This is a genomic window from Evansella cellulosilytica DSM 2522 (assembly GCF_000177235.2).
In the GTDB taxonomy this organism is placed as follows: Bacteria; Bacillota; Bacilli; order Bacillales; family Salisediminibacteriaceae; genus Evansella; species Evansella cellulosilytica.
This window is the reverse complement of the sequence record NC_014829.1, coordinates 674214-699739: the sequence shown is the minus strand read 5'-3', so window position 1 is coordinate 699739 and position 25526 is coordinate 674214. Positions and strand designations below refer to the sequence as shown.

The following is a 25526-nucleotide window of genomic DNA, read 5'->3' as shown; positions in this document are numbered from 1 at the left end:
ATAACTATATATGAGAATACAGACGCTTTACATCGAATTACCTTACAGTTTCTCCATCCATACTTACAATTTTGTCACATCATAAATCGTTTTGTTTTCATGAAACTGAAGATGAAATTCAGCATACTCATTGTATACTGACTTTACCGTTAGTGTATGACCGAGCAAGTCTGATAGTTTTTTTGCCAAATATAGACCATACCCCGTTGCCTTTAACCCTGTTCTTCGTTCACTTGACGTATACCCTTTTTTGAAAACTTGTCCAATATCACTAGGGTGGATGCCTTGACCACTATTTCTAATACTTATCGTTATATCTCCACTGTCTTCCCGCATTGTTTTTATACTAATTCTTCCATTTTCAGGTGTGTACTTTACTGCATTCGAAATAATTTGGGAGAGGATATACCCACTCCATTTTTCGTCGGTAAGTACGGGGGTGTCCTCTCCCTCCATATTCATCGCTAACTTTTTGTAGCTAAAAAAACTGGAGTACCCCTTTAATGCACTAGCAATTAATTTTTTTGTTTGCGTTGGTGCAATTTTATAATCATCATAAAATCGATTCGTTTTCATTTCATAAAAGACACGCTGAGCAGACTCCTCAATAGAAAATAACTCATGATACAAACGTTCATATAGTTTTTTCGGTATAGCCTGTTCTTCTGTTTCGAGAATTAATTTACTGGCTGATATTGGGACCTTTACGTCATGAAGCCATTTCGTTATAAACGTCATTTCTTCAGAAGTAAGCGCCCTTATGTCGCTTCTATATTTCTCATATTTTAATATAATGCTTTCCATTTGCTTAGCAATCCTATTATCTAATGGATAGATAAATTCATCTACTTCTTCAGAAGAGGCATTTAGGTTTGTAAATGCTTCAAGTTTTTGTAGTCGGTAGTTTAAAACGAAATAGTCCACAGTCACAAAGATGGTAAAAAGAATCCCCCATCCCACCAATATATAAGATCCACTAGATTGACTTAAATAAAGACTAACATCTAGCTTATATACAATTAAACTAAAGGAAAAGGCAACAAATAAAAATAAGTACGTTATCCAACGCTCTTTCATGTATTGTAAAAAGCTCATAGTAAACGATATCCTTCCCCTTTTACAGTTTTTATAAAGTCATCGTCTGACGGTAGTGAGGCTAGCTTTTTCCTCAATCTATTGACATTTACAGTTAAAGTATTCTCATCAACAAAGCTTTCATCGTCCCAAAGAGCTTTCATCAATCTCGTCCGTGATACAACATTCCCTCGATTTCTAATAAGCACCGCAAGAATTCTAGATTCGTTCTTTGTTAACAATATCTCACTATCTCCACAAAATACTACCTGCTTTTCAATATGAAAAACGAGATTGTCGTATTGAAGCACATTTAATTGTTGGTCACTGTAGGAATAGGTTCTTCGGAGTGTCGCTTGTATTTTAGCAATTAGTAAATCGATTGAAAAAGGTTTATCGATATAATCATCCCCACCTTGGGAGATCGCACGAATTTTGTCCGCATCAGTGTCTCTTGATGAAATAAAAATGATAGGAACTGTAGAAAGCTCCCTTATTTTCGTACACCAATAAAAGCCATCGTAAAATGGTAGATTAATATCCATTAAAACTAAGTGGGGTTGAATAGCTGTGTACTCTGTCAACACTTCACGAAAATCATTAATTCTAAAAGATGAGAACCCCCATTTACGTAGATTTTCTTCCATAATGCTGGAAATCGTCTCATCGTCTTCAATGATTAATACTTTATACATGTTTTTTCACCTTCTATTTTGGCAGAATGAGAAGCTCCTCCCATTCTTTTTCTCGATCAAACGGATATATTGTTCCTGCACCACCAATGATGTACGTACCATCCGTATCTGATATTTTAAAATACGGAATTGTATGGATAATAGATTGTTCAACTTCTTTCACCATTTTGTCTGTGTATGGAAAAAAAAGTAGTGCTCGATTTGACTCAAGCTCTAATGGAAGTGAAAAATTTTCACCCTCAAAACTTGCGGATCCTTGTAAATAGTCATCCATTACAGCATCCTCTGAAACTAGCATATCATTTTTTATATAGTTCTCATCCATACCTGGTAGCCAATACATAATGTCTTCTATAGTAGCCCCACTTAGCTGAACTAAAAAGCCAATATTTGTTTCAGTATCCTGATCCCTTAATGGCATAGTACTTTCGACTTCTCCATTAGGAATATCGTCATTCTCCTCCATTAATGGATGCAGTTTATAAGTGCTTTCCATATGGAAGGTAAGTCTTTCATCGTTAAAAGTAAGTTCCAAACGATCCACATAATAATTTTCATATAATGCATCATTTAACGGATATAGAATCTCTCCTGTCTCATGAATCACTTTTTCACCATTAATGCTAAATGGGATGATTGCAGGTACATTTCTTCTATTCCACGCGTTGCGCCTTTCATCTATTTCAAGTATAAATTCCCCTTCGATGTGTGCGATAACTTCTCCTTTTTCATTATAAAGGATAGCGTCATCTATCATCGGCGGTTGTTCCCAAGGCTGTGTTTTAATCCAACGAACCGGAAGATGAAAATCCACCATTCTCTCTTCTTCATCTATCTCAATAACAATCAATCCAGCCTGCCTCTCAGGATAAATGCCGCTCGATACAGGTGCTTTGGACATCCACCACCAAATGAGGAAAATTGCTAGTAATAACAGCGTAATTAATAGCATCCACTTTTTCATTCGTTTCCTCCCAACATTTTCTCGTTTTTTAAAAGACTAATTATTATTATGTATTCTTGTAACTTAGCATTCACATTCGTTCGTCTGCTTCTTTAATTCCACACTTGTATGGATAATTCCTTGCTTACGTGTTCATCTATTTTGCATTTAATGCCACTGTCACTCTTTACTCGTTTATGTATGTAAGCTACCCTAGTTATGTAGAGCATTTATCTATATTGAGTTAGGGGGAGATGGGATTGGTAACAAGGCAAAAAAGAGTAGCTCCTTCGATATACATTCGACTAAAAACACCACAAAAGTATTTACGAAAGATTGAGGAGTTATCTAGCCGCGTCATTGTTGAACCTTGGAATTGGCGCGAGCCAGAACCAGAGGTTTCATTTGATATTAGTGATTGCGATGTCATTTTTACACTTGGCGTTCAAGATCATTTAAATATATTAAAAAAAGCACCACACGTTAAATGGGTGCACTCTTCTAGTGTCGGAATTGATGCGATGCTTCATGAGGAGATCGTTAGCCATGACCTTATAATTACTAACTCAAAAGGCTGTACGTCCATCCCTATAGCAGAGCATACAATGGCAATGATGTCTGGACTAGCTAGAGGTATACCAGGAATGGCGAAGCGACAGTTAAATAATGAATGGCATGTATCGAAGGTGAAAGAGCTCTATAACGCAACACTCGGCATTATCGGTTATGGAGAAATAGGATCTGAAATTGCTAAAAGAGCAAAAGCTTTCGGTATGCATGTCATCGGCTGCAGAAGGAATCCTGACAAATCTAAAGAAAACGAGTATGCTGACCATATCGTTGGCATGAGAAATATTAATGATGTGCTGAAACAGTCGGACTATGTCGTTCTTGCACTTCCTTCAACAGCTGAAACAATCAATCTAATGAACAAGGAACGACTTCGTTTCATGAAAGAAGGCAGCTTTTTGATTAATGTTGGACGGGGAAATACGATTAACGACGATGATTTAATTGATGCAATAAGAGAAGGACATTTAGCAGGAGCAGCTCTTGACGTATTTGACGAAGAGCCATTGCCAAAGAGCCATCCATTTTGGTCGATCGATAATATTCTTATTTCGCCACACTTAGCATACTATTCACCAAAAAACCTTGATCGGATCATGTCGTTGTTTATACACAATCTTGAACAGTACATTGCAGGCAATCCACTTAAGAATGTCGTCAATAAAAAAATGGGATATTAGATAAGAAGAACGAAAAACGAGTTTTTCGTTCTTCTTAGAAGCGGTAAAGAAATGATGCCACATGTTTTTAAAGTAGTAGTGAGTGCTCTTCTCACTACTACGCGTGGCTTCATTTCCACCGCCATATTTTATACTCTCATATCTTTTATGAAAAACGAAAAACGAGTTTTTCGTTTTTCTTAGAAGCGGTAAAGAAATGATGCCACATGTTTTTAAAGTAGTAGTGAGTGCTCTTCTCACTACTACGCGTGGCTTCATTTCCACCGCCATATTTTATACTCTCATATCTTTTATGAAAAACGAAAAACGAGTTTTTCGTTTTTCTTAGAAGCGGTAAAGAAATGATGCCACATGTTCTTAAAGTAGTAGTGAGTGCTCTTCTCACTACTACGCGTGGCTTCATTTCCACCGCCATATTTTATACTCTCATATCTTTTATGAAAAACGAAAAACGAGTTTTTCGTTTTTCTTAGAAGCGGTAAAGAAATGATGCCACATGTCTTTAAAGTAGTAGTGAGTGCTCTTCTCACTACTACGCGTGGCTTCATTTCCACCGCCATATTTTATACTCTCATATCTTTTATGAAAAATGAAAAACGAAAAACGAGTTTTTCGTTTTTCTTAGAAGCGGTAAAGAAATGATGCCACATGTTTTTAAAGTAGTAGTGAGTGCTCTTCTCACTACTACGCGTGGCTTCATTTCCACCGCCATATTTTATACTCTCATATCTTTTATGAAAAATGAAAAACGAAAAACGAGTTTTTCGTTTTTCTTAGAAGCGGTAAAGAAATGATGCCACATGTTTTTAAAGTAGGATTTATGCTTTATCTCACATATTAATTTGTCCCACAACAAAACATACTCATACGTATATTTCACGGAAGGGAGTTAACAATGATGATTTTAGCAATATTAACAGGTGTTGTTATTTACATGGTAAGCGGCATGATATACTATACAATCCTCGGTAATAAATGGGTAACTAATTTAAACATTACACCAAATCAACCGAATTATGGATTACTATCCTTAGTAACGCTAATGACTACAATCTTTCTATACGGTGTTTTACGCGTGACCGGAGCAGAATCTTTTCTTGATGGAGGATTAATCGGTGGTGGAATAGGTTGTATCGTAGCACTTTCGTATGCAAAGGATTTTATTTTTGGGCTAGGTACAAATAGTAAAAGTGCATTGACTATATATGTTATTGCTGTAGGTTACCACATTATCGCCCTCACCACTATAGGGATTGTAATGATGTTTTTCATATAAAAAAACTAAAAACGAGCTTGAAGGAAGCCACTGAAAAAGTGCAGAGCAACTACTTCAGTGGCTTTTATTGCTTATGTAATACCCATTATGATATTAGCCATTAATAAAATTTCATATGCGTTTTATCGGCTTTGTAGTATGATAATCGATCCTGTAAAGTACCAGTGTGAAACTCAAATTTATGACCATCTGGGTCAGTAAAGTAAATCGATTTTTTATCTTTTGTGTCTCTAGGGCGGCTAGGTAATATCGTCACATTCCATTGCTTTAGTTTCGCTAACATTTCGTCAAAATCGGACTCATCAATAGTAAATGCGATATGCGTATATGAATGCTTTATCTCATTTCTAGGTATATATTTTTCTTCGTTCAGTGCTAGCCACATACCACATAAATCAAAATATGCAGTTGTTTTTCCCTTTACTAATATCCTTGCATCAAACACCTTCTCATAAAACTCAATAGATTTATCTAGATTTGAAACTGAAAATAAAAAGTGATTTAACCCTTTTATCATATTGTTTCACCTCACTTTCAATCTTGGAATACATAGTTAAAAGCAATTCATTAAATATAATGAACCTTCACTTTAGGCCATAAAGATCTCCAATTTTTTTTAGCTATCCTATCGTTGTAGATAGCCGCTCTTTCTTCCGTCATAGTGAAAAAAGTTGTTGGTTTCACTTCTAAATTAATAACATCCTGAATGCCACAAGGTGCTGTTAAAATGACATTCCCTTTTTTATCAAGTTTTACTCCAAGAGCGGTTGCTGTTTCTGGAAATTTTGAAATTGCATCAACTGATGACGTGTATGGAGGTAGATTGTTTACTTTGTGCATTCTTGCCTCATTTTTAACTGACCACGGAACACGTGGATGAATAGAAAATAAATCCTTCTCCAATCTCTTTTCATATTTTTCTTCTATATTACCCTGATCAAAATAAATGACATCGACATCAGGGATTTTCGTACTTGTTGTATAACCATGTAATGTATCCCATATTTTGGCACGAACAAAACCAGCACATACCCACCAATCTGGTAACTTTAATGTTTCTACAGTTTCTAAAATATGCATCATTTCTTTGTCTTTCTTTATTATATAAATAATGTCATCTTCACTTATTAGCATACGTAACACTCCTTGTCGTAGAAGAAGCAGCTCTTAATCCCTCACTTTAACAAATTACCAAATGCCCCAAATAGCCCCTTCAAATGCTTCTTCCCATAAAACGCGATTATTTTCGTCTAATCCTTGAATCATGAAAGTACTAAAATCCTCTGTCGGCACTTCACCATCATTGACAATGTACCAAACATCAAAGTGATAATCTAGTTCTACGACAGTGGATTCTCTCGTAAAATTGTTATTTTGCAATAATTGCACTTTCGATATTCTTTCGTCCGTAATAAAACCACCTATTGTATAGCTATCCCCACTCGCAACACCACTCCAGCTCATTTCGTTATATTCAGCCTGTTCAATAAAATGAAAGTAAACTTGAGGCTCAGCATTTCTCGTGTTAACGTTTAATGTATATCCATGTTTGTCTTTGTAAAATAAAGTATATTGGTCTTCACTAACCTCTCTGTATATGATAGTGGTTGCTTCTTGACCTGGAAACAATTCATAAACTAAATCTGAGTCTACAATAATCCTCATCAAGTCAAAATAGCTAGATTCATACTCCTCATCAAGGTTTTCTATCTCTTTCTTTAATTGCTCATTTTCTTCTCTTAAGTTAATAACATCTATATAGTCTATGCGCTCATCATCTATATCTACTTCCATAGTTATATCTGTTTCTGAGTCCCTAAAAAAAATGATTACAACAGCAATAAAAACGATAATCATTCCAAAGCTTATCATTTGTTTTTTATCCATTAAACCCTCCAAATCTCTGACAATATTTTTCCTACTCCTTTTAAAGTAGTGCTTGCAATTCCCACTACTTGTATCACTTCAAGTGCACAACATACTCATTATTTGTAAAAAAATAGCGCACCTGCTAAATCACAGAAACGCTATATACTATAGAATATTTAGTGGTTTTTCTAAGTATTACTTCATAATTAATAAAAACTTCACCTAAAGGCACTGTGAAACGTTGTTGCTTCATTAATAAAAAAATTTCTACACGTAAGCACTTGTCCCTCTATTCTACTTGAATAAATGTCTTCCACTCTGCTACCATCTCTTCCAAAGTCGCTCCATATATTTCTTCGAAAGCTTCGATACTCTCAAACACTTTCAAAAAATCGTCTTTTCCTTGCTGTTCGATTAAATATAAAATAAAGGAGCTGCTTTTAATATAGCCATCTAAATCTTCAATATAGTTATCCATATCTGGACTATATTGGTGACTAGAAAAACGGTCGTCGTATTCAAATGCGAGAAAGGAATTTGCAAACATAAAACTGCGATAATCTACCCCTTCCCCTGGTTCAAAAGGTTCTCCATTGATGACATGATAATTTTCTAATATTTTTCTATTTGTCTCATTATCTTGATTATGATAAACCTCTTCCATGCTATGAGTAACTCTATTATCTCCTTCAAACTGTAAGTCAGATATAACTTCATCATGAATCGCTTCTACGACCCCTTCAGTAAACGGATAAAAGTCAGACGTAAGACCGCTTCTTTCTTTTATTATGTTGGCAACATGATAAGATACTAACCATAAACTGGATTCATCGTGCACATTGTAGACTGTAATGATTTGGGATGTTGTTGGTATATGATCATACTGTGAAGCATGTTCACGATACATATGTACAACAAGCTCTTCCTCTAACTCATAGTTAAACCAATCCTCTACATACTCGATTGTTTCATTCATGTATGTTAAATGATCTATAATTGTCTCTTCCTCCCAGTTATCTCCTCGAAAACTGGCATTCACTTTACCTCTCGTTAATTCAAATAAAAAATGTTGATAATTGTATACATATTTATAACTTACGTCTAGTTGTGCGTCTGTTATTCCAGTAAAAGAACGCCAATGTTGTTTTAAAGTCTCATTTGATCCGTGTCCATGAACAAAAAACGAAACGACATCGTGTAAATAGCCTTCTTCATCAAGATACTTAACAAATAAATGTGCAATGTCATGAGCCGCTTCCGTATATTCAGCATCGATAAAACCAGGTACAAACCAGGCGTCTCCATAGTCTCGCCCGTCTAATTCGTGCGCTCGTATTACCCACTCGTTTACTTCTGAAATATCCATATACTCATTCTCATTTGAAGTCCAATAAAGTTCAAGTCCAGTGCTTAACCAAGCTGGTAGTTTCTGGTCACTAAAACGACTAACAACAGCCCCAATAGAAGCATCCTCATCCTGCATGATTATAACTCTATTAGAACTATTATCTACTGTCGCTTCATTTTCACTAGTTTGATACAGAAGCTTTACATGTATATTGTCTTTGTTAATACCAAAGTTCTCCTGGAGCTCTTGTAATACTTTTTCTGTATTGTATACAATCTCTTCCTTCTCTAAATCAGTAGATTCTGTAAACATATATTCAACATTATCAATTCTAGTTTCCACAACATAACCACGTTCAGACCAAACTGAGTCCGTCTCATTAAACTCCACTTCTGTTTCCTCATTCTCCTCAACACGATTTGTATCTCTAAAGAAAAAACTAACAGCAACAACGAGCATAACCATTACTGCAAAACTGAATATCTGTTTTTTATCCATGCTGCCTCCTACATCGTTCATTCATCTATTATTTGTGCAAACAACACTACCGCCCCTGCAACATCTCATAAATCTTCTCTTATTAAAGGTCTCTATAGTCGGTTCTCTGAATGGTATAATTAGGAATGTAGCCATTACATAAAACTTCAAATGGTTGGCTGTGAACCAATATTTGTGTTGTTGTCGCTAAACTGATACACCTTATATTCACCGTTTCGTAATGAATATTTTAATATATTTCCGTCTGATGGAACCCCTTCAAAGAACGCACCTATACAGCTAGTCGTACATCGGTGCCCGATAAGTAATATATTCACATCTTTATTACTATAGCGAGTTTCAAGCTCCTCCATGAAATCAAAGATTCTTTTAACAAAACTACTATTTTTCTCAATGCCTTTATATACACTGGAGTCTGGTATCATCCCTGACATTTTTACTTCACTCTTTTTTAAGCGATCAGCCTCTCCTAACTCATAAACATCAATTCTTCTATCTATTATTGGCGTCGTACCCGAAATAATTTCTGCGGTTTTGATTGCTCTTTCCTGCGGAGAAGAAAACACATAATCAAACTCGATGTTAACTAACTTGTTCTTTAAGCTTTTCGCCTCGTTCATTCCATATTCATTTAACGGTAAACCGAGCCTTCCTTGCAATCTATCTTCTTTATTTAAATCTGTTTGACCATGCCTAACAACATAAATCATGAAGATACCTCCTAAGAAGAATGAATGTGCTTTTATTTTAATCCACTTTTTTCACTTAAGGTTACAAACTTTATTTTACCATTAAATTCCTTTTGTTTGTAAAAAAACAGCGCTCCCTATAACAGAAAACGCTTAGCTTTTTTTATTTATCTAAAAAGTCTTCGATAATTTTCCGATGACTTTTTACAACTCCATCAGGGAGTTCATCAACTTGAATATATGCCGCACTTTTTGATTCTGTTTCATCCACTATAAGTTTACCAGTTGTTTCACCTGTATGATAAGCAACAATGACAACATAAAATTCGTCACCATTCGCAGCCATCACGAATTGGTCTGGGCCAGAATACACCTTCAACAATTCTAATCTACCAAGTTCTATATTCATTTCCTCGTACACTTCTCTACGAGCAGTCTCTTCAGTAGACTCTCCTAATTCCATCAACCCTCCAGGAAGCCCCCAAGAATGAGGTGGGTACTGACGCTCCTGTAGAAGAATTCTTCCCTCACTATCCGTAATAATGACAACAGCTCCCACAAAAATGAGTGGTCTAGTACCAACTAATGCTCTTAACTCTTCTACATATCCCATGGAAATCGCCCTCTCTTGCTCTACCTAACGTTTTTCTAAACTCTTCCGTTCCATCCCTTATGCTTTTACTTTCCATCTACTATTAGCTTAAATTGATCGTAAATGATAGAAGGTAAAAAAGAATAAGCTCAGTCATTAATAAGAGAAGAAAACTACTGATAGACTGAAACTTCAGTTGTAAATAATAAATAGCACCCCAGATTACAGAAACTGCTAATGGTAGCGCCACATACAACAAGTTACCATTTGGTCCGAACGCTAACACTCCCCATGCAAAAAATAGGCTAGATCCAACTGCAACTAAACCTACTAAAAAATTGATGATGTGAATGATTGCTTTGTTCATGGACAACACTCCTATGTATAACCCAAAATATATATCATGTATATTTTGAATATGTAAGATGTATTCTCAAGCTATCGATTGTTCACAACATGTGAGTATGTACTTCCAATAGCATAACCAACAAAATAGCTCGCTATGGTAAAAATAATGACGCAGTAAAAAACAAATTCGCCATACTTCATGTTTGGTTTTACACGCTTTCGCACGAGCTCATACCATTTGTAAAACATTGCCTCTCCCCTTCTCAATTAGCGCTATGCTTGAATTGATTGATATATGGTTCTATATAACTAAGATAATCCTTTGTTAAACCTTTAGGTAAACGGTCTAAGCTAAAGAACTTTACATCTATAGACTCCTCATTATCAATTTTAATTTCTCCATCATATTCTCTGCTTACATAAACAGACGTAACAGAATAATACTGATCCCCATTAGATAGTTTAAAAAAGTAATCAGCCCCTGAAAACATACCTAGAAACTTTAAGTTTTCTATCGTTAGCCCTGTTTCTTCTTTCACTTCTCTTTTTGCTGTATCTTCCAAGCTTTCACCTAGTTCCATTAATCCTCCAGGTAGTCCCCACGCTCCACTTGGTCGCTGTTGCAATAACAGCTCGTTCTTTTCATTAATCACTAACACTACTGCACCAGGGAGAATTAACGGTCTATTACCAATTAACTTCCTCAATTCTTTTACATATTCCATAGGATACCTCCATGCTATAACAAAACTTATGGTCATTTTAACACTTTTTTCCGCAGACCTCCCAGTTCAGTGAAAAAACAGTTAGAAAATATTACTAAAATTAGTAATATTTCGTGGTATTATGTAAGAAGTTATTACAAAACCTTAAAAGTCGAGGTGACCTTCATATGAAAATAAATGCTTTAAATCCAGTTTTATATATCACGTCCCTTTTACTAATCATCATTCCTACTATAATCGTACTGGCTTCTGACACGAAATTCAGCTCTACTTTTTCTTATATTGTTATAAATAGTGCCATTGCTTTGATCATAATCGGAATGTCATTAACCGCACTTCAAAAGAGGAGAGAAGGAGAAACAATATCCTACCATGTCGGTGGTGCTATTGGGCTTTCTATTGTTTTAGTGATACGTCTATTCGAGATTTCACTTTAGTCGTTTTTTAAATAGGCTCTGTTAAAGGCTAATGTCGATTTTCACGAAAGGTATGGAGACGGATCGAAACTGGAAGAGGAAGAGACAAGCGAGCGTCCTGAAGCGAAAATCAACAACAAAGTTTAACATAGCCTTTAAATAAAGATAAAGGAGGAAGTTCGAAATGGAATATGAAATTCCTAATGTCATTTTCTTAAGACCTGTATTTATCGTATTTATCATTATCCTCTGTGCTTTACTCATCTTCTCAATCGTTCAAAAAAGAGAAATTGTAAATATGTTTTCAATTGTAAGTATTACTGTCATTTCTGTCGTAATAAGCGCCTTATGCCTTTATGCTACAGGATATATTGCTGATGAATATGGAGCAGGTAGTGATGCCACATCGACTATTTTATGTATGGTAGTTGCATTACTAGCATTGATTAATGTTATCGTTTATCTTATTAAACATAGAAATAAGCTAGCATAAATAAAACAGTATTACATTGGAAATAGGTGGTGTGACATGGGAGTCTATGACCCTTTATATATTTTTTTCTTTACAGTTTTAATAGGAATCATTTATTTAGTAGTTTTATTTTACACAATCTACAAAACGAAGTTTAATGTTATTGGCAACATACTCGTTGGTATATCCATCATTAGTTACTTACTAGTTGGCATGTATATGATTGGTGCTGGCTATTATGCTGATGCTGGCTATTATGAAGACGGATATACTGGAATGTTACTTGGTATTGGATTTCTAGAACTGATTTTATTAACGTATCCATACATCTTCATTACTTTGGCACTATTGTTAGGAAAAAAAGAGGATGCTACAAAAAGTTAACCTTTTTGCAGCATCCTTTCTTTTTGACATTAAATATCATATTTTTCGTATATCATGTTGTTATTTACTAAAACAACATCCCTGCAATCGATGCGCTTAATAATGATGCCAGCATTCCAGCTAACACCGCTCTTAAACCTAACCTTGCAATATCAGGACGGCGACTAGGGGCTAAGTTACCAAGCCCACCGAGTAATATACCTAGTGATGATATGTTTGCAAATCCACATAATGCAAAACTAATCACTGCAACTGTTTTCGGTGTTAACTCATCGATCATTGGAGAAAAGTTTGCGTAAGCAACGAACTCATTCAGTATTAATTTTTGGCCAATAAAGCTACCTGCAGTTACTGCTTCAGCCCACGGTACCCCTATTGCAAACGCTAATGGTGAAAAAATATAACCTAATATCACTTCAAGCGTTACATTTTCAACACCAAACCAAGTCCCTACCCAACTTAGTAATCCATTTACAAGTGCAATGAGTGCCATAAACGCTAGAAGCATCGCACCTATATTTAATGCTAGCTGTAATCCTGTACTTGCCCCCCTTGCAGCAGCATCAATGACATTTGCAGAGTCTTTGTCCTTTTCTAACTGTAATTCATCCGACCTTTCAGTAAACTCTGTTTCAGGAACGATTATTTTTGCCATTACTAATCCAGCGGGGGCAGCCATAAAGCTTGCAGCAAGTAAATACTCAAGTGGGACACCTAGTAAGGAATAACCAATAAGAACAGAACCAGCTACTGACGCTAGTCCCCCTGTCATAACTGCGAATATTTCAGAACGTGTCATTTTATCTAAGTAAGGTTTTACGACAAGTGGCGCTTCTGTTTGTCCGACAAAAATATTAGCTGCCGCAGAAAGAGATTCCGTTTTACTCGTCCCTAGTAACTTTGAAAGTGCGCCACCTAACCATTGAATAACAAGCTGCATGACACCAATGTAATATAATACAGAGATTAATGCAGAAAAAAATATAACGATTGGTAATACCTCAAACGCAAATATAAAACCTATATTTTCAGAAGCAACCACTCCTTCAAATAAAAAAGCTATCCCTTCGTATGCATAACTAATAATATGATCAACACCAAGTGCTATCCGAGCTAAAACGCTTTGTCCAAACTCCCATTTTAAAACGATAAAAGCAAACGTTACTTGTATTGCTAGACCTCCTAATACCGCACGAAAGCTTATTGATTTTCGATTACTAGAGCATAAAAAGGCAATAAGTAAAACTGTAATAATACCTAAAATACCCCAAATAACATTCATGATAACACTCCTGCTCATTTTTTAGTATTCTTGTAAGTTTTATTTTGCCTTTAATCCTTTCTATTACTCAATAAGAGCAAAAAAAAATAACTCTTCGATAACTTGTAGAAGTGTTAGGAAAGAGTTATTTTTGCCTTTGTGTATTTAATTAAATTCCTGTTTAATTGGCAGGGTGATTCTAATAGTTGTGCCATCTTTATTAGTATTTGATATAGTAAATGTCCCGTTATGCGTCTGTATGATTTTTATCGTTGTCATCATACCGAGACCTGTTCCCTTTTCCTTTGTCGTATAAAAAGGAGAGCCTATTTTATTTAATATTGTTTTTGGAATTCCTAGTCCTTCGTCCTTAATTTCGATAACGATGTTCGTATCAGCTTCGTTGACAGTAATGTATATCATCCCCCCATGAGGCATCGCTTCAATTCCATTTTTTATCACATTAATAAATGCTTGCTTTAATTGATTTTCGATACATTTTATTTTAGGTAAGGATTCAATCTTCATATTGAAGTCAACATGGTTCATTAATGCCTGAGAACTGAGTAGCGTAACTACATCTTCAATAATGACACTTATGTCAGCGTAGTGAAAATCGTGTGCTTGTGGCTTTGCTAGCATTAACAATTCACCTGTGATTAATTCGATTCTCGTTACTTCATCTGCTAAAATATCAAAGTACTCTGCTTTTGAAATATCATCTGACGTTTTCATCAGCTGTATAAACCCTTTGATTGAAGTCAATGGGTTTCTTATTTCATGTGCAATTGAAGCAGCTAGCTGGCCAACAGCAGTAAGCTTTTCAGACTCTAACAAAAGCTTTTCTGTTTTCTTTTCTTCTGTTACATCCCTTGCCATGCCATATACACCAACAATTTCACCGTCAATGGTAATTGGCATATTGGTAACTTTTACGTCAATAATTCTTCCATTTTTATGTCTTGACTTTGTTTCATAGTGTTGTGTAACACCAGAAGCGGCTTTAGAAAAATAAGAATTCACTTTTTTTATCTCTTCTTCAATAACTAAAGGAGAGTAATTCATACTTAAATACTCATCTTTACTATAGCCTAACAGTTTTTCCATCGCTGGATTAATGCTTATATAGTTACCTTCAAGATCAAAAGAAAATACTGCTTCCGAATTATTCATAAATAATGATTTATACTGATCATCCCGCAATGTCGCTTGCTGCTTTTGTTCTGTAATATCTTGAAAAAATACAGAAAGGCCATTCTCAGAAGGATAAGCCCTTACACTATACCACATGTCACGTGGCGGCCAATACATTTCAAAGAAGACGGGGACCTGCTCCTTCACCGCTTTATAGTACTGTCTATATACTTCTTCGTATTTCGCCTCTGGGAATTTCTCCCACAGATTTCCATATAGTACTTCTTCTTTATCTCTTCCCAATAACTTCGTTGCTTCTATATTAAAATATGTTACATTCCAATCTTGATCTACAGCAAAAAAGGCATCTGATATTCTATCTAGTATCTCATATTCGGTATTGTTTACCATAAACGTTCACCTCGTTTTTATGACCTTTGTACGATTATTTCTGCTTTTTCGAGCAGCATTGACTTCGTATAATGACCTTCGTATGATTATTTCTGATTTATTGAGCAGCATAAGCCTCGTATGACGACCTTCAGAAGATTATTTCTAGTTTTTCGGTAATTTATCAATTAAATCTCCCATTAGTGAACATTGTCTTAACTAACTTTCTCCTAAAATATAAAAATACCTTTTTCTTTTTTAGCTTTTTGGTCATTTAGTCTAAAGTTATAGTATTTGCTCTATTTACTTAACGAGTGCTATTATCGTCACTATATAAATGATTATGAGTATTATTTTCTTATAAAAACAACCTTTACATACTAGACCATATTTTTTAACGAACTTTTAAAATGTACAGATAAGGGGAGAGCTAACACATTGATGAAGCTTAGCATTTTAGACCAATCACCTATTTCTACAAATCAAACAGTACACCAAGCGTTACAAGCATCATTAACAGTAGCACAATCAGCTGAAAAGTATGGCTATACACGCTATTGGATAGCCGAACACCACGATTTAGGGGGACTTGCCTGCTCTGCTCCTGAAATTATGCTTAGCTATATCGGTGCACAAACAAAAAGCATTCGAATTGGCTCCGGCGCTATTTTACTACCTCACTATAAACCATATAAAGTTGCTGAGATTTCCAATATGCTTGCAACTTTATTCCCTGGAAGAATTGACATTGGCATTGGCCGTGCGCCAGGTGGTTCAGCAGAAGTCACGAATGCTCTTTCTACTAACTTTCTTCAACAAGTTTACGATATGCCAAAATCGTTAGAGGCTCTCCTACATTATGTTTATAACGTCTTTTCAGAAGAAAATAAACCGGTTGCCGCTCCTATCCCTGATATAGCCCCTCATGTATGGCTTTTAGGAACGAGCAAAAAAAGTGCCCAGCTCGCTGCAAAACAAGGATTACCATATGCATTTGGTCAATTTATGACTGATAATGATGGCAGGGGCATTATTAACGAATACATTCAAACGTTTAATATTCAAAAACATAACGAAAAACCATACACCATCCTTACCATTTCAGCTATTTGTGCTGAAACAACTGAAAAAGCATTTGAGCAAGCATCTAGTAGTCTTATTTGGTCTATTCAAAAAGCGCGTGGGGAAGGACAGGAAGGAGTTCCTTCTATTGAAAAAGCTACTAAAATATCGTTGAGCTTAGAGGAAAAAGATACGGTAAAGAAAATGCAAGCAAACATGGTGATTGGGAATCGAAAAGAAGTAGCAGAGAAGCTCCGAGACATCAAAAAAATGTACCAAGCCGACGAAATCATGATCGTCACGATTACACATTCCCTTGAAGACAAACTGAAGTCCTACGAATTAATTGCAAATGAACTTTTGTAATTTTTAAACTAAACACATTCTCTTCTTTTTCTCTACAAGTGATATATCATTACAGATATAAATGGACAGAGCGCAATACTTCCCTGTCCATACTTTTTTTCACCTTCTTTTTTCATGCATAAACTTCATCCATTTCCGCAGCTTATAGCTAAACACTAAATATCCAAAAGATGACAATGCAGTAACCCCAATACATAGCTGCATGATGAAGTCATGCTCTGTGTATATTCCTACCAATATACCAATAGCACTGCTAGCTGATAAATAGAAAAGTCGTTGTTTGCTATTTTCATATAATGTAAATTGAAATTCTCTTCTTTGTTCGGTTTCTTTTAGTTCCTCCAACGTTTTTGGGAGCTTTAAAAATTCTGCTATAGAGTAGAAGAATTTAAACACAGGCTGTGATTGTAACCAGTATGATATAAAGGACCATTTATTATTTCCTTTTTGTTTTAACCAATTCATAAATATTGGCTTAAATAAAGCCATTAGTTCTTCATCTGTTGCTAATCCTCTCAATACACCTTCTATCGTTACGAAGGAGCGTCCAAGAAATACAAAACGTGTCGGCACTTGGATGGGCAGTGCTTGAATCATGTCATTCATTTCTAGCTTCATTGCAACAAGATCCATATTTTTTAGCTGATTTGGTTGAATTGTCATCATCTCAGCCAAAAGTTTTTCCATAATTCTCGGGTCAGCCTCTGGAAGTAAAAAACCTAAATGGACGAGACTATCTACTGCTTTCACATAATTCTTTGAAAGTAACCCTTCAATTAACTTTTGAAAATAAATAGCGTCACTGTTTGATATTTCCCCTACCATACCGAAATCTAATAATATAATTTTTCCTTCCCTTGATACGAGCATATTTCCTGAATGAGGGTCTGCGTGGAAGACTCCGGGTTCTAGCCATTGTGGCAGAAAGACTTTCATTATACCCTCTACAAGATCACCACGGTTTATCCCAAGCTCGTTTAACCTTACCTTATCCGTAACCTTTATTCCGTCGAGCCAGTCCATTACTAGTACACTAGAAGTGCTCAGTTCATCATAGACGCCTGGAATAATAACAGATTCATTCTCTTTAAATCGTTCTTTAAAAGAAAGCAAAACATTTTTCTCCTGAGAAAAATCAAGTTCCCGCTCAATGACCTCTTTTAACTCTTTAAACAAAACTTTAAAATTGATAAAGCCTTTTGGTAAAGGTACTAGGTGGTCAGCAAACCATATAATCACTCTTAAAGTACGGAAGTCTGTTTTAATAATAGATTGGATGTCAGGACGCTGAACTTTAATGGCTACCTCCTCACCACTTTTTAACACCGCTTTATACACTTCGCCTATCGAAGCTGAAGCAACAGCCTTTTCCTCAATAGATAAAAAATGTTCCTCTATAGAAGTGCCCCATTCCCTCTCAAGTATCTCCTTAATTTCGCCCCACTCCGATGGCGGAACATGGTCTGTTAGATCTTGAATTTGATTGATAAATCCATGAGGCAATAGGTCTGCCCTAATACTTAATAATTGGCCAATTTTAATAAGTAACCCCTCTAGCTCAAACAATGTGTTCCGAAATCGTTTCCCAATTTTTATCCATAACAGTTCCCAGTCAGACTCAGGTTTTTTTCTAAGCTTGTACCAATACACCTGTAAAAAAATGACGAAAGCCATCTTTAAAACTATAGCCATACGCCGAACCTTACTTTTTACCTTCATCAGTCATCACTCTCTCTACTTCGTTTAATTTAGTAAATAATTTTTGAATGGTAATACAGGTATTGATTTGTAGCAAACTTAAGAAAATAACCTTTTGTGGAAATCCAAGACATAACTTAACAAAGCATTTGAAAAAAATTCATCTCTACTATAATAATATATACGATATAAATTAGCGTACGTTTCACAAAAGCCAGCAAAAGAGGTAGAAACCTTTTTGCTGGCTTTTATGTTTAACACTGTTTTCTATTATATAAATGGAACCATTATTAGCGTAAGACCGATAAAGAAGAAAACAATTGGTGAAACGATATTAAGTATTAATCCAAGAGTAGCAAATAGCTTCTTTCCTTTTGCCGTTGCTACACCTATAATTCCTAGAACGACTCCAATCACATGACCAACTGCAATTCCAAATGCTAGCATAATAGCAATTCCTAACCTGATGTCAGCACGATCCATTAAATCAGCATACTCAGGTGCTGCCGTTTCGAGAGTCATCATTTCTGTTAACTCATCGAATGTATAAGGTGTATTATCCGCAATCGTATAGTAATCGTTAATTGAAGATTGTACAAGGATAACTGCTACTATAGCTAATAAAAACATGACACCAAAGATAATGAAAGAAATTATTCCTAATACTGAATGTTTCTTTTGATTTCCTTGCTCATGGTGCTCAGAAGTAAAACCTTGCTGATTATGCGTTTGCATTTCGTTGTTCAATTGTACTTTACCTACCTTTCGAAATTCGGAATGATATTTTTTTTTACCGCACGAAAAAAGCGGCCCAAAAAAATTATACAATAAATTTCTGTCTATAAACCAAAAATTTCCTGATACTTTCGAATCGTTTCTATATTCTCTCATCATTACAATCGACCCATTAAAACAACTTATTAATCATTGTAATAGTACAAAGGTATTAATTAATCCACTTCCAACGTAACCACTACAATTTCCGGTCGATTAAATAACCTTACTGGAAACAAACTATTCCCAAGTCCTCTATTTACAATCATTGTAGAAACTTCTTGGGTTTGCTTCCCTGATGCGTACTTCGGAAATAAACCTTGATTCGGTGCTAATACTCCTCCAACGAAAGGCAGCCTAAACTGACCACCATGAGCATGTCCTGAAAAGATCAAATCCATATGGAACTTCGAGTATACTGGAAACAATTCTGGTCGATGAGAAAGTAAAATATGGAAATAATCTTCCTCCGTTTCATTAGTGATTGCGTCGTTCATAAACTCGTTCACTACATCATAGTCGGAGCGACCCGTTGTATCCTGTTGTGGATCGTCAATACCTGCAATCATTATAGAGTCGTTATCAATACGAATTTCTTCAGAACGATTTCTAAGAACTACGACCCCTAATTGAAGTAGTTTACTCTCTAGAGAATCATAGATTCCAGAACGCCATTCATGATTACCAGTCACATAATAAACTGGTGCAACTTCAATTAAACGTTCCATTAAAAGTAAACTATTCTCTTCGCCACCTCTTCTGGAATCTATTAAATCGCCAGTAAATACGATGATATCTGGCCTTTCCTCTTTCACTACCTCCATTAATCTATTTTGGTCATCTCCAAACTTTTTCCCATGCAAATCTGAAAGCTGAACAATTTTAAAGTCTTCAAAGCTAGCAGGTATTTTATGTGATTGAATTGTGTAATCTGTCAAAGTCAGGGCATTATTTTCGTAATAGAAAAAATAAATAATTGCCATTAACAGTAATAATAGATACATATACTTTCTCCTATATAATTTTTTCAATAGACTCACCACCATTAGCTCGTGTATTTACAAACCTTATTAGCCACTCCAATTAGTAGCTTTATTTTAAACTAATATTGTTTGGAAGTCTTTGAAAAAAATGATCATATTTAATAAATGATAGAGTTTTTGTGAAAATACTCACATTCACATTTTCGTCACTAGTTTGCAACATAACGTTCATAAGTGTGACGTTCATCACACCTTTATCCGTTATATACTACAAGTGAAGATAGTTAGTGGTCACTAACAAGAGCGACGCAAAGTCAATCACCTTAACAAAAGCTATTATTATTAACTTATTAAAAAGAACAGATCACAAACGATCTTCGAAAAATAAAATAAAAACCTTTAGGGGAGGAATTATTCATGTTTATCGATTTCTTACGAAACAACAAAATTGCAGCTGGTCTTTTAACAGTTTTACGTCTTTACTTAGGTTGGTCTTGGTTAACAGCAGGATGGGGAAAAGTGACAGGGGGATTTGATGCTAGTGGATATTTAAACGGTGTTGTTGCTAATGAAACTGTTGCAGCTACTTACCCAACGTACCATGCCTTCATTGAGAACTTTGCACTTCCATTTGCAGGAACATTTAGCTTTATGGTCGCTTGGGGAGAGCTTCTTGTAGGATTAGGATTAATATTAGGTGTATTAACAACAGCTGCAGCGTTCTTTGGTATCGTTATGAACTTCGCATTTATGTTTGCAGGTACTGTGTCTACTAATCCTTGGATGGTTCTCATTACCATTTTCATCTTAGCAGCTGGCTACAATGCAGGTAAATTCGGTGGAGACCGTTGGGTTATCCCTTACCTTCGCACTGTAATTTTCAGAGGAAAACTTGATAAAACAGCAACGGAAATTGCATGATGATATGAGGAGGACTCAATAACCAATTGAGTTCTCCTTTATTTATAGTTAAAGTAAAAGTTTGCTGTTGATTATCACTTCAGGACGCTTGCACCTGTTGTGAATATTAACACCAGCCTTTAACTGAGTTTTCAAACAATAGTATATGCTTTCCAATTTTTTTATGTTATAGTTATTAGCAATTACATATCGTGTAAGAATTGGTGCCAAACTGCGGTTTGGCTTAAAAGGGAAGAACGGTGTAATTCCGTCGCTGTCCCGCAACTGTAAATCGGAGTAACTCACAGTTACCACTGTCTTTGATGATGGGAAGGTGTGAGAAGCATTGATGATAAGCCAGGAGACCTGCCAATTCCTAGTACACACCAAATACCTACGTGGAAATAGGTGGTGACATTCAATTTGTACGACAAACGAGTGATGAGGATGCTCATTTAGCATGTTTTTTCTACTTATCAAACTTGATTGTTAAGCCATCTCCTAACGCGGGGATGGCCTTTTTGTTATTTGGAGATATGTAAAACATTTATGGGAGGGTCCGAAATGAATTTAATTAGTACAGTACATGGTTATCCTTACATCGGTGATAACAGAGAATGGAAGAAATGTTTAGAAGCCTTTTGGAAGAAAGAAATAACAGAGGAGCAATTTAACTCAAAAATGGAAGCAATTCGCTTAAATCATCTGAAGCGCCAGCAAGAATTAGGTTTAGATTTTATCACTGTTGGTGATTTCACCCTATATGATCGTATGCTAGATCATGCAACAATGTTTGGTATCATACCTGAACGTTATAGTTGGATAGGTGGGAAGGTCGAGTTTTCAACATATTATGCAATGGCACGTGGGAAAAGTGATGTTATCGCATGTGAAATGACAAAGTGGTTCAACACGAACTATCACTACATTGTACCCGAATATGAAGACAGACCGTTACAATTAACTGAAAACTATATTTTAGAGTATTTTATAGAAGCAAAGGAAAAATTGGGTCTTATTACAAAACCAACTATCATTGGTCCGTACACTTTTGTGCAATTATCTAAAGGATATGATGAAAAAACGAAAGCATCGTTTTACTTAAAACTATTACCATTGTATGTAAAAGTGTTGCAGGAGCTTGTTGACGCTGGTGCAGAGTGGATACAAATCGAAGAACCTTCATTAGTACTATCTCTAGATAAGGACGATATTAAACTCGTTCAACAAATATACAGACAATTAGTCGAAAGTGTACCATCAGCTAAAATTATGCTGCAAACATACTTTGAAGGTTTATCAGCATATGAGGACATTTGTGACATCCCTGTCGCAGGAATTGGATTAGACTTTGTACACGGTAAAGAGCAAAATACATCCTCCATTCGCCAGTATGGTTTTCCAAAGGATAAAGTGTTAGGAATTGGGGTGATTAATGGGCGAGACATTTGGCGTGCTAATTTAGCAGAAAAAGCAACAGATGTTCATGCTGTATTATCCATCAGCGGTGCTACTAAAGCATGGATCCAATCGTCATGTAGCTTACAGCATGTTCCTGTGACTACAAAATCAGAAACGAAGCTTGAGTCAACACTAATAAACGCATTAGCTTTTGCTGATGAAAAAATAGTTGAAATAACAAGTGTAACTTCCTATGTGCGAGATGATGCTTGGTACGGGAACAAGCGCGTATCTGACAGTATGAAAGCTATTGAAACATTAAGTCAGCATAAAATGAGAAAAAATGAAAAAGTGAGAGAAGAACTTTCTTTACTCGAGCAAAATCATTTTTCAAGACCAATGGCTTTTAAAGAACGACAATCTTTACAAAAAGAAGTACTGCAATTACCCGATTATCCAACAACGACTATCGGCAGCTTCCCTCAATCTAAAATAGTAAAAGAAACACGTAAGGCATGGAGACAGCAAGAAATTAGTGATGATACTTATAGAGATTTTCTAGAAAAAGAGACGGCACGTTGGATCTCCCTTCAAGAGGATATTGGACTGGATGTTTTAGTGCACGGAGAATTTGAACGTACAGATATGGTTGAATACTTTGGAGAAAAATTAAGTGGCTTTGCATTTACTGAAAAAGCATGGGTTGTCTCATACGGTTCCCGCTGTGTAAAACCACCAGTGATATACGGTGACATTGAGTGGACTTCTCCAATGACTGTAAAAGAAGTTGTGCAAGCACAAAAATTAACTTCTAAACCTGTAAAAGGAATGCTAACAGGACCTGTGACTATTCTAAATTGGTCCTTCGTTCGTGATGATATTTCACATGAACAAGTAGCGAATCAAATTGCATTAGCACTAAGAAAAGAAATTACCGCTTTAGAGGATGCTGGAATTAAAATTATTCAAGTTGATGAACCTGCATTACGTGAAGGCTTGCCACTACGTATCGAGAATAGAGATGCATATTTAGCTTGGGCAATAAACGCATTTAAACTAGCAACATCAAGAGTTAAAAATACGACTCAGATTCATACGCATATGTGCTATTGTGAATTTAATGACTTTATTGAACCGATTCGTGCACTTGATGCTGATGTTATTTCTATTGAGACTTCTAGAAGTCATGGCGAACTAATCGAGTCGCTTAAACAAGATCCATATGATTTAGGTATCGGACTAGGGGTGTATGATATTCATAGTCCACGCATCCCTAGTGTCGAAGAAATAGATACAATATTAAAAGATAGTATACAAGTCATACCTAAAGAACAATTTTGGGTCAATCCCGACTGTGGATTGAAGACACGAAATGAAGAGGAGACAATAGCTTCTCTTAAAAATATGGTTAAGGCTACACATAAGCTTCGCAAGCTTCAATCATATCCAGTTCAATGAAACAAAATCTACTAAATGACAATTAATTATACTATTTTAGAGAATTAATAGGCTAAGAGTATTGACAACTTCCTCTAAAAGAGTATGATAATAATTTCCATGATTGCAGTCTCTAGCGTTATCTTTAGTACTAGAGATTGCAATATTTTTTATTTAGGAGGTTTTTTGAAATATGATAACCGAACCTTTATATCCAACAATAGAGCCCTATGAGTGGGAAAAAGAGCTATTACTAAGCACTCCAGTAAGACGGCTCAAGCACTTAGCACACTTTGGAGCAGGCGCACTCTTATCATCAGTAGTTCATTCTAGATACGAACATACAATTGGCGTTTGGAAATTAGCTTCATATTTCTTTCCAAACGACAATATATTAAGAATTGCTGCCATTCTTCATGATGTTGGTCACCTACCATTTTCACATTCAGTAGAAAAAACATTAGGCTTCAATCACCACCACCTCACAGAACAAATGATTAAAGAAAAAGAAATTAGCGACATTTTACATAAAGTTAACATTTGTCCGAGCGAAGTTATTCAATTTCTTAGACACACTTCTCCCTTGAATGGTAATGAGTATATTTTAGGCATTGACCACCTAGACAGTTTTCTCAGAGATACATACATGATGGGAAAAATTGATTTTCTTCCAAAGCACTTGTTACCTCAATTATCTTGTACATCAAAAGGAATTGCTACAGATGAAGAAACAGGTATTTACTTATTGAAACTAATAAAACGCGACCATCAAGTTTTTCTCGATCCGATTATGGTTGCTGTTGATAGATTACTTGCAGAAGCAATTAAGTGTCACTGGAATGCAACTGCTCAAAACGATAAAAAGCTATTCCCTACACTGACTGACTCAGCTGTTATAGAGATGCTAAAAGAGTCTCCTTCTAGTAAAGCAAGACGTTTGATTCATACGATTTTATACGCTCCACACAAGATTATTATTACAAAAGAACAAGGGATTGGTTTGCCTATAAGTATCCGAAAAGTTTACAATAAAACACCACTCTTGAATGGAAAACCATTAAACGAAGAGAGTGAAGAAGCTCGAAAAATATTTGATAGCTTGTCATCACTTACGTTTCAATTAGAAGTTTTCATAAAGGATTAATTACTCCATTATTAAGGCAATTTTGAAGTGGAAAGAGGCTGTTGAAAAAGCTATTTCAGTTTCTGGCAACGACCCCATTCGCCGCGCGTCCATTATAAGAAATCCACTTATAATGGCTCTTAGAGATTACGTCGGTTCCGCACATTGTTTAGAGGATGATTCAGAAGGCAAAAATTCGGCCTTTCGAGTTATCCTCTCAATCGTCTCCTCTCCCTTGTGAAAATAATCACATTCACATTTTCGTCACTAGTTTGCAACATAACGTTCATAAGTGTGACGTTCATCACACCTTTATCCGTTATATACTACAAGTGAAGATAGTTAGTGGTCACTAACAAGAGCGACGCAAAGTCAATCACCTTAACAAAAGCTATTATTATTAACTTATTAGAAGAAC

The 25526-nt window shown here is 35.6% G+C and carries 26 protein-coding genes and 1 riboswitch; of the genes, 9 read left to right on the top strand and 17 right to left on the bottom strand.

Going from position 1 to position 25526, the window contains the following annotated elements; all coding sequences use genetic code 11:
• Positions 1–63 precede the first annotated feature (63 nt).
• Genes BCELL_RS03225 through BCELL_RS03215 form a run of 3 tightly spaced genes read right to left on the bottom strand, consistent with a single transcriptional unit; the run spans position 64 to position 2733 of the window.
• Positions 64–1095, bottom strand: a complete 1032-nt coding sequence (locus BCELL_RS03225) for a sensor histidine kinase (protein WP_013487238.1) — start codon at positions 1093–1095, stop codon at positions 64–66.
• Positions 1092–1769 (bottom strand): response regulator transcription factor, encoded by a 678-nt coding sequence (locus tag BCELL_RS03220; protein WP_013487237.1) that lies wholly within the window; start codon positions 1767–1769, stop codon positions 1092–1094. The genes BCELL_RS03225 and BCELL_RS03220 overlap by 4 nt, the downstream gene beginning before the upstream one ends.
• 13 nt (positions 1770–1782) lie before the next feature.
• On the bottom strand, positions 1783–2733 hold the full coding sequence (locus tag BCELL_RS03215) for a hypothetical protein (protein ID WP_013487236.1): 951 nt from the start codon (positions 2731–2733) through the stop codon (positions 1783–1785).
• A gap of 239 nt (positions 2734–2972) precedes the next feature.
• On the opposite strand from BCELL_RS03215, the gene BCELL_RS03210 reads away from it, so the two are divergent.
• Complete coding sequence (locus tag BCELL_RS03210; protein ID WP_013487235.1) at positions 2973–3962, top strand: D-2-hydroxyacid dehydrogenase; 990 nt, start codon at positions 2973–2975, stop codon at positions 3960–3962.
• 145 nt (positions 3963–4107) lie between these two features.
• On the opposite strand, the gene BCELL_RS03205 is transcribed toward BCELL_RS03210, so the two are convergent.
• The gene (locus BCELL_RS03205; protein WP_041808118.1) at positions 4108–4377 is read right to left on the bottom strand and encodes a hypothetical protein; all 270 of its coding nucleotides are present in this window, start codon (positions 4375–4377) and stop codon (positions 4108–4110) included.
• Positions 4378–4857: 480 nt separating this feature from the next.
• Here BCELL_RS03205 and BCELL_RS03200 point away from each other — a divergent pair, with 480 nt between their 5' ends.
• Positions 4858–5238, top strand: coding sequence for a DUF1761 domain-containing protein (locus BCELL_RS03200; RefSeq protein WP_245546935.1), 381 nt, complete (start codon positions 4858–4860; stop codon positions 5236–5238).
• A 100-nt stretch (positions 5239–5338) separates the two neighbouring features.
• On the opposite strand, the gene fosM is transcribed toward BCELL_RS03200, so the two are convergent.
• From fosM to BCELL_RS03160, 8 genes are all read right to left on the bottom strand, one after another.
• Positions 5339–5755, bottom strand: coding sequence for a FosM family fosfomycin resistance protein (fosM, locus tag BCELL_RS03195; RefSeq protein ID WP_013487232.1), 417 nt, complete (start codon positions 5753–5755; stop codon positions 5339–5341).
• A gap of 50 nt (positions 5756–5805) precedes the next feature.
• Complete coding sequence (locus tag BCELL_RS03190) at positions 5806–6372, bottom strand: nucleotidyltransferase family protein (protein WP_013487231.1); 567 nt, start codon at positions 6370–6372, stop codon at positions 5806–5808.
• A gap of 54 nt (positions 6373–6426) precedes the next feature.
• Positions 6427–7125 (bottom strand): hypothetical protein, encoded by a 699-nt coding sequence (locus BCELL_RS03185; RefSeq protein WP_013487230.1) that lies wholly within the window; start codon positions 7123–7125, stop codon positions 6427–6429.
• A 271-nt stretch (positions 7126–7396) separates the two neighbouring features.
• Entirely contained in the window at positions 7397–8953 is a 1557-nt protein-coding gene (locus tag BCELL_RS03180) for a hypothetical protein (protein ID WP_013487229.1), read from the bottom strand.
• 146 nt (positions 8954–9099) lie between these two features.
• Positions 9100–9663, bottom strand: a complete 564-nt coding sequence (locus BCELL_RS03175) for a histidine phosphatase family protein (RefSeq protein WP_013487228.1) — start codon at positions 9661–9663, stop codon at positions 9100–9102.
• A 142-nt stretch (positions 9664–9805) separates the two neighbouring features.
• Positions 9806–10255 (bottom strand): NUDIX hydrolase, encoded by a 450-nt coding sequence (locus BCELL_RS03170; RefSeq protein ID WP_013487227.1) that lies wholly within the window; start codon positions 10253–10255, stop codon positions 9806–9808.
• Between the two features lie 82 nt (positions 10256–10337).
• On the bottom strand, positions 10338–10601 hold the full coding sequence (locus BCELL_RS03165; protein WP_013487226.1) for a hypothetical protein: 264 nt from the start codon (positions 10599–10601) through the stop codon (positions 10338–10340).
• A 244-nt stretch (positions 10602–10845) separates the two neighbouring features.
• Positions 10846–11307: an NUDIX hydrolase gene (locus tag BCELL_RS03160; protein ID WP_013487224.1), complete on the bottom strand. Its 462-nt coding sequence runs from the start codon at positions 11305–11307 to the stop codon at positions 10846–10848.
• Positions 11308–11474: 167 nt separating this feature from the next.
• Between BCELL_RS03160 and BCELL_RS03155 the strand changes: the two genes are divergently transcribed.
• From BCELL_RS03155 to BCELL_RS03145, 3 genes are all read left to right on the top strand, one after another.
• Positions 11475–11744, top strand: a complete 270-nt coding sequence (locus BCELL_RS03155; protein ID WP_013487223.1) for a hypothetical protein — start codon at positions 11475–11477, stop codon at positions 11742–11744.
• 163 nt (positions 11745–11907) lie between these two features.
• The gene (locus tag BCELL_RS03150) at positions 11908–12216 is read left to right on the top strand and encodes a hypothetical protein (RefSeq protein ID WP_013487222.1); all 309 of its coding nucleotides are present in this window, start codon (positions 11908–11910) and stop codon (positions 12214–12216) included.
• A gap of 36 nt (positions 12217–12252) precedes the next feature.
• A complete protein-coding gene (locus BCELL_RS03145) occupies positions 12253–12579 on the top strand; it encodes a hypothetical protein (protein ID WP_013487221.1) in 327 nt (108 codons plus the stop codon).
• Between the two features lie 67 nt (positions 12580–12646).
• Here the strand turns inward: BCELL_RS03145 and BCELL_RS03140 are convergent, their stop codons facing one another.
• Positions 12647–13861 carry a NupC/NupG family nucleoside CNT transporter gene (locus BCELL_RS03140; protein WP_013487220.1) on the bottom strand — a complete coding sequence of 405 codons (1215 nt, stop codon included), beginning with the start codon at positions 13859–13861 and terminating at the stop codon, positions 12647–12649.
• Between the two features lie 144 nt (positions 13862–14005).
• Positions 14006–15385 (bottom strand): PAS domain S-box protein, encoded by a 1380-nt coding sequence (locus tag BCELL_RS03135; RefSeq protein ID WP_013487219.1) that lies wholly within the window; start codon positions 15383–15385, stop codon positions 14006–14008.
• A 420-nt stretch (positions 15386–15805) separates the two neighbouring features.
• Here BCELL_RS03135 and BCELL_RS03130 point away from each other — a divergent pair, with 420 nt between their 5' ends.
• Complete coding sequence (locus BCELL_RS03130) at positions 15806–16792, top strand: LLM class flavin-dependent oxidoreductase (protein ID WP_041808573.1); 987 nt, start codon at positions 15806–15808, stop codon at positions 16790–16792.
• 99 nt (positions 16793–16891) lie between these two features.
• Here BCELL_RS03130 and BCELL_RS03125 read toward each other — a convergent pair whose 3' ends face one another.
• The 3 genes from BCELL_RS03125 to BCELL_RS03115 form a co-directional block, all read right to left on the bottom strand.
• Positions 16892–18484, bottom strand: coding sequence for an ABC1 kinase family protein (locus tag BCELL_RS03125; RefSeq protein WP_245546933.1), 1593 nt, complete (start codon positions 18482–18484; stop codon positions 16892–16894).
• A 276-nt stretch (positions 18485–18760) separates the two neighbouring features.
• The gene (locus BCELL_RS03120) at positions 18761–19237 is read right to left on the bottom strand and encodes a hypothetical protein (RefSeq protein WP_157184164.1); all 477 of its coding nucleotides are present in this window, start codon (positions 19235–19237) and stop codon (positions 18761–18763) included.
• A gap of 203 nt (positions 19238–19440) precedes the next feature.
• Positions 19441–20268, bottom strand: coding sequence for a metallophosphoesterase (locus BCELL_RS03115; protein ID WP_013487215.1), 828 nt, complete (start codon positions 20266–20268; stop codon positions 19441–19443).
• A gap of 396 nt (positions 20269–20664) precedes the next feature.
• Here BCELL_RS03115 and BCELL_RS03110 point away from each other — a divergent pair, with 396 nt between their 5' ends.
• From BCELL_RS03110 to BCELL_RS03100, 3 genes are all read left to right on the top strand, one after another.
• A complete protein-coding gene (locus BCELL_RS03110; RefSeq protein WP_013487214.1) occupies positions 20665–21168 on the top strand; it encodes a DoxX family membrane protein in 504 nt (167 codons plus the stop codon).
• 184 nt (positions 21169–21352) lie between these two features.
• A riboswitch (cobalamin riboswitch) is annotated at positions 21353–21535 on the top strand.
• Positions 21536–21711: 176 nt separating this feature from the next.
• Positions 21712–24006 (top strand): 5-methyltetrahydropteroyltriglutamate--homocysteine S-methyltransferase, encoded by a 2295-nt coding sequence (metE, locus tag BCELL_RS03105; RefSeq protein WP_013487213.1) that lies wholly within the window; start codon positions 21712–21714, stop codon positions 24004–24006.
• 172 nt (positions 24007–24178) lie between these two features.
• Complete coding sequence (locus BCELL_RS03100; protein ID WP_013487212.1) at positions 24179–25129, top strand: HD domain-containing protein; 951 nt, start codon at positions 24179–24181, stop codon at positions 25127–25129.
• The last annotated feature ends 397 nt before the right edge of the window (positions 25130–25526 follow it).

Bases quoted from the DNA above. Each gene is read 5' to 3' on its own strand.
- BCELL_RS03135 (WP_013487219.1), bottom strand. From the start codon at position 15,385: ATGGTAAACAATACCGAATATGAGATACTAGATAGAATATCAGATGCC.
- BCELL_RS03155 (WP_013487223.1), top strand. From the start codon at position 11,475: ATGAAAATAAATGCTTTAAATCCAGTTTTATATATCACGTCCCTTTTA.
- BCELL_RS03215 (WP_013487236.1), bottom strand. From the start codon at position 2,733: ATGAAAAAGTGGATGCTATTAATTACGCTGTTATTACTAGCAATTTTC.
- BCELL_RS03190 (WP_013487231.1), bottom strand. From the start codon at position 6,372: ATGCTAATAAGTGAAGATGACATTATTTATATAATAAAGAAAGACAAA.
- BCELL_RS03205 (WP_041808118.1), bottom strand. From the start codon at position 4,377: ATGGCGGTGGAAATGAAGCCACGCGTAGTAGTGAGAAGAGCACTCACT.
- BCELL_RS03165 (WP_013487226.1), bottom strand. From the start codon at position 10,601: ATGAACAAAGCAATCATTCACATCATCAATTTTTTAGTAGGTTTAGTT.
- BCELL_RS03125 (WP_245546933.1), bottom strand. From the start codon at position 18,484: ATGGCTATAGTTTTAAAGATGGCTTTCGTCATTTTTTTACAGGTGTAT.
- BCELL_RS03130 (WP_041808573.1), top strand. From the start codon at position 15,806: ATGAAGCTTAGCATTTTAGACCAATCACCTATTTCTACAAATCAAACA.
- BCELL_RS03110 (WP_013487214.1), top strand. From the start codon at position 20,665: ATGTTTATCGATTTCTTACGAAACAACAAAATTGCAGCTGGTCTTTTA.
- metE (WP_013487213.1), top strand. From the start codon at position 21,712: ATGAATTTAATTAGTACAGTACATGGTTATCCTTACATCGGTGATAAC.
- BCELL_RS03140 (WP_013487220.1), bottom strand. From the start codon at position 13,861: ATGAATGTTATTTGGGGTATTTTAGGTATTATTACAGTTTTACTTATT.
- BCELL_RS03185 (WP_013487230.1), bottom strand. From the start codon at position 7,125: ATGGATAAAAAACAAATGATAAGCTTTGGAATGATTATCGTTTTTATT.
- BCELL_RS03180 (WP_013487229.1), bottom strand. From the start codon at position 8,953: ATGGATAAAAAACAGATATTCAGTTTTGCAGTAATGGTTATGCTCGTT.
- BCELL_RS03100 (WP_013487212.1), top strand. From the start codon at position 24,179: ATGATAACCGAACCTTTATATCCAACAATAGAGCCCTATGAGTGGGAA.
- fosM (WP_013487232.1), bottom strand. From the start codon at position 5,755: ATGATAAAAGGGTTAAATCACTTTTTATTTTCAGTTTCAAATCTAGAT.
- BCELL_RS03150 (WP_013487222.1), top strand. From the start codon at position 11,908: ATGGAATATGAAATTCCTAATGTCATTTTCTTAAGACCTGTATTTATC.
- BCELL_RS03170 (WP_013487227.1), bottom strand. From the start codon at position 10,255: ATGGGATATGTAGAAGAGTTAAGAGCATTAGTTGGTACTAGACCACTC.
- BCELL_RS03145 (WP_013487221.1), top strand. From the start codon at position 12,253: ATGGGAGTCTATGACCCTTTATATATTTTTTTCTTTACAGTTTTAATA.
- BCELL_RS03225 (WP_013487238.1), bottom strand. From the start codon at position 1,095: ATGAGCTTTTTACAATACATGAAAGAGCGTTGGATAACGTACTTATTT.
- BCELL_RS03115 (WP_013487215.1), bottom strand. From the start codon at position 20,268: ATGTATCTATTATTACTGTTAATGGCAATTATTTATTTTTTCTATTAC.
- BCELL_RS03175 (WP_013487228.1), bottom strand. From the start codon at position 9,663: ATGATTTATGTTGTTAGGCATGGTCAAACAGATTTAAATAAAGAAGAT.
- BCELL_RS03200 (WP_245546935.1), top strand. From the start codon at position 4,858: ATGATGATTTTAGCAATATTAACAGGTGTTGTTATTTACATGGTAAGC.
- BCELL_RS03220 (WP_013487237.1), bottom strand. From the start codon at position 1,769: ATGTATAAAGTATTAATCATTGAAGACGATGAGACGATTTCCAGCATT.
- BCELL_RS03160 (WP_013487224.1), bottom strand. From the start codon at position 11,307: ATGGAATATGTAAAAGAATTGAGGAAGTTAATTGGTAATAGACCGTTA.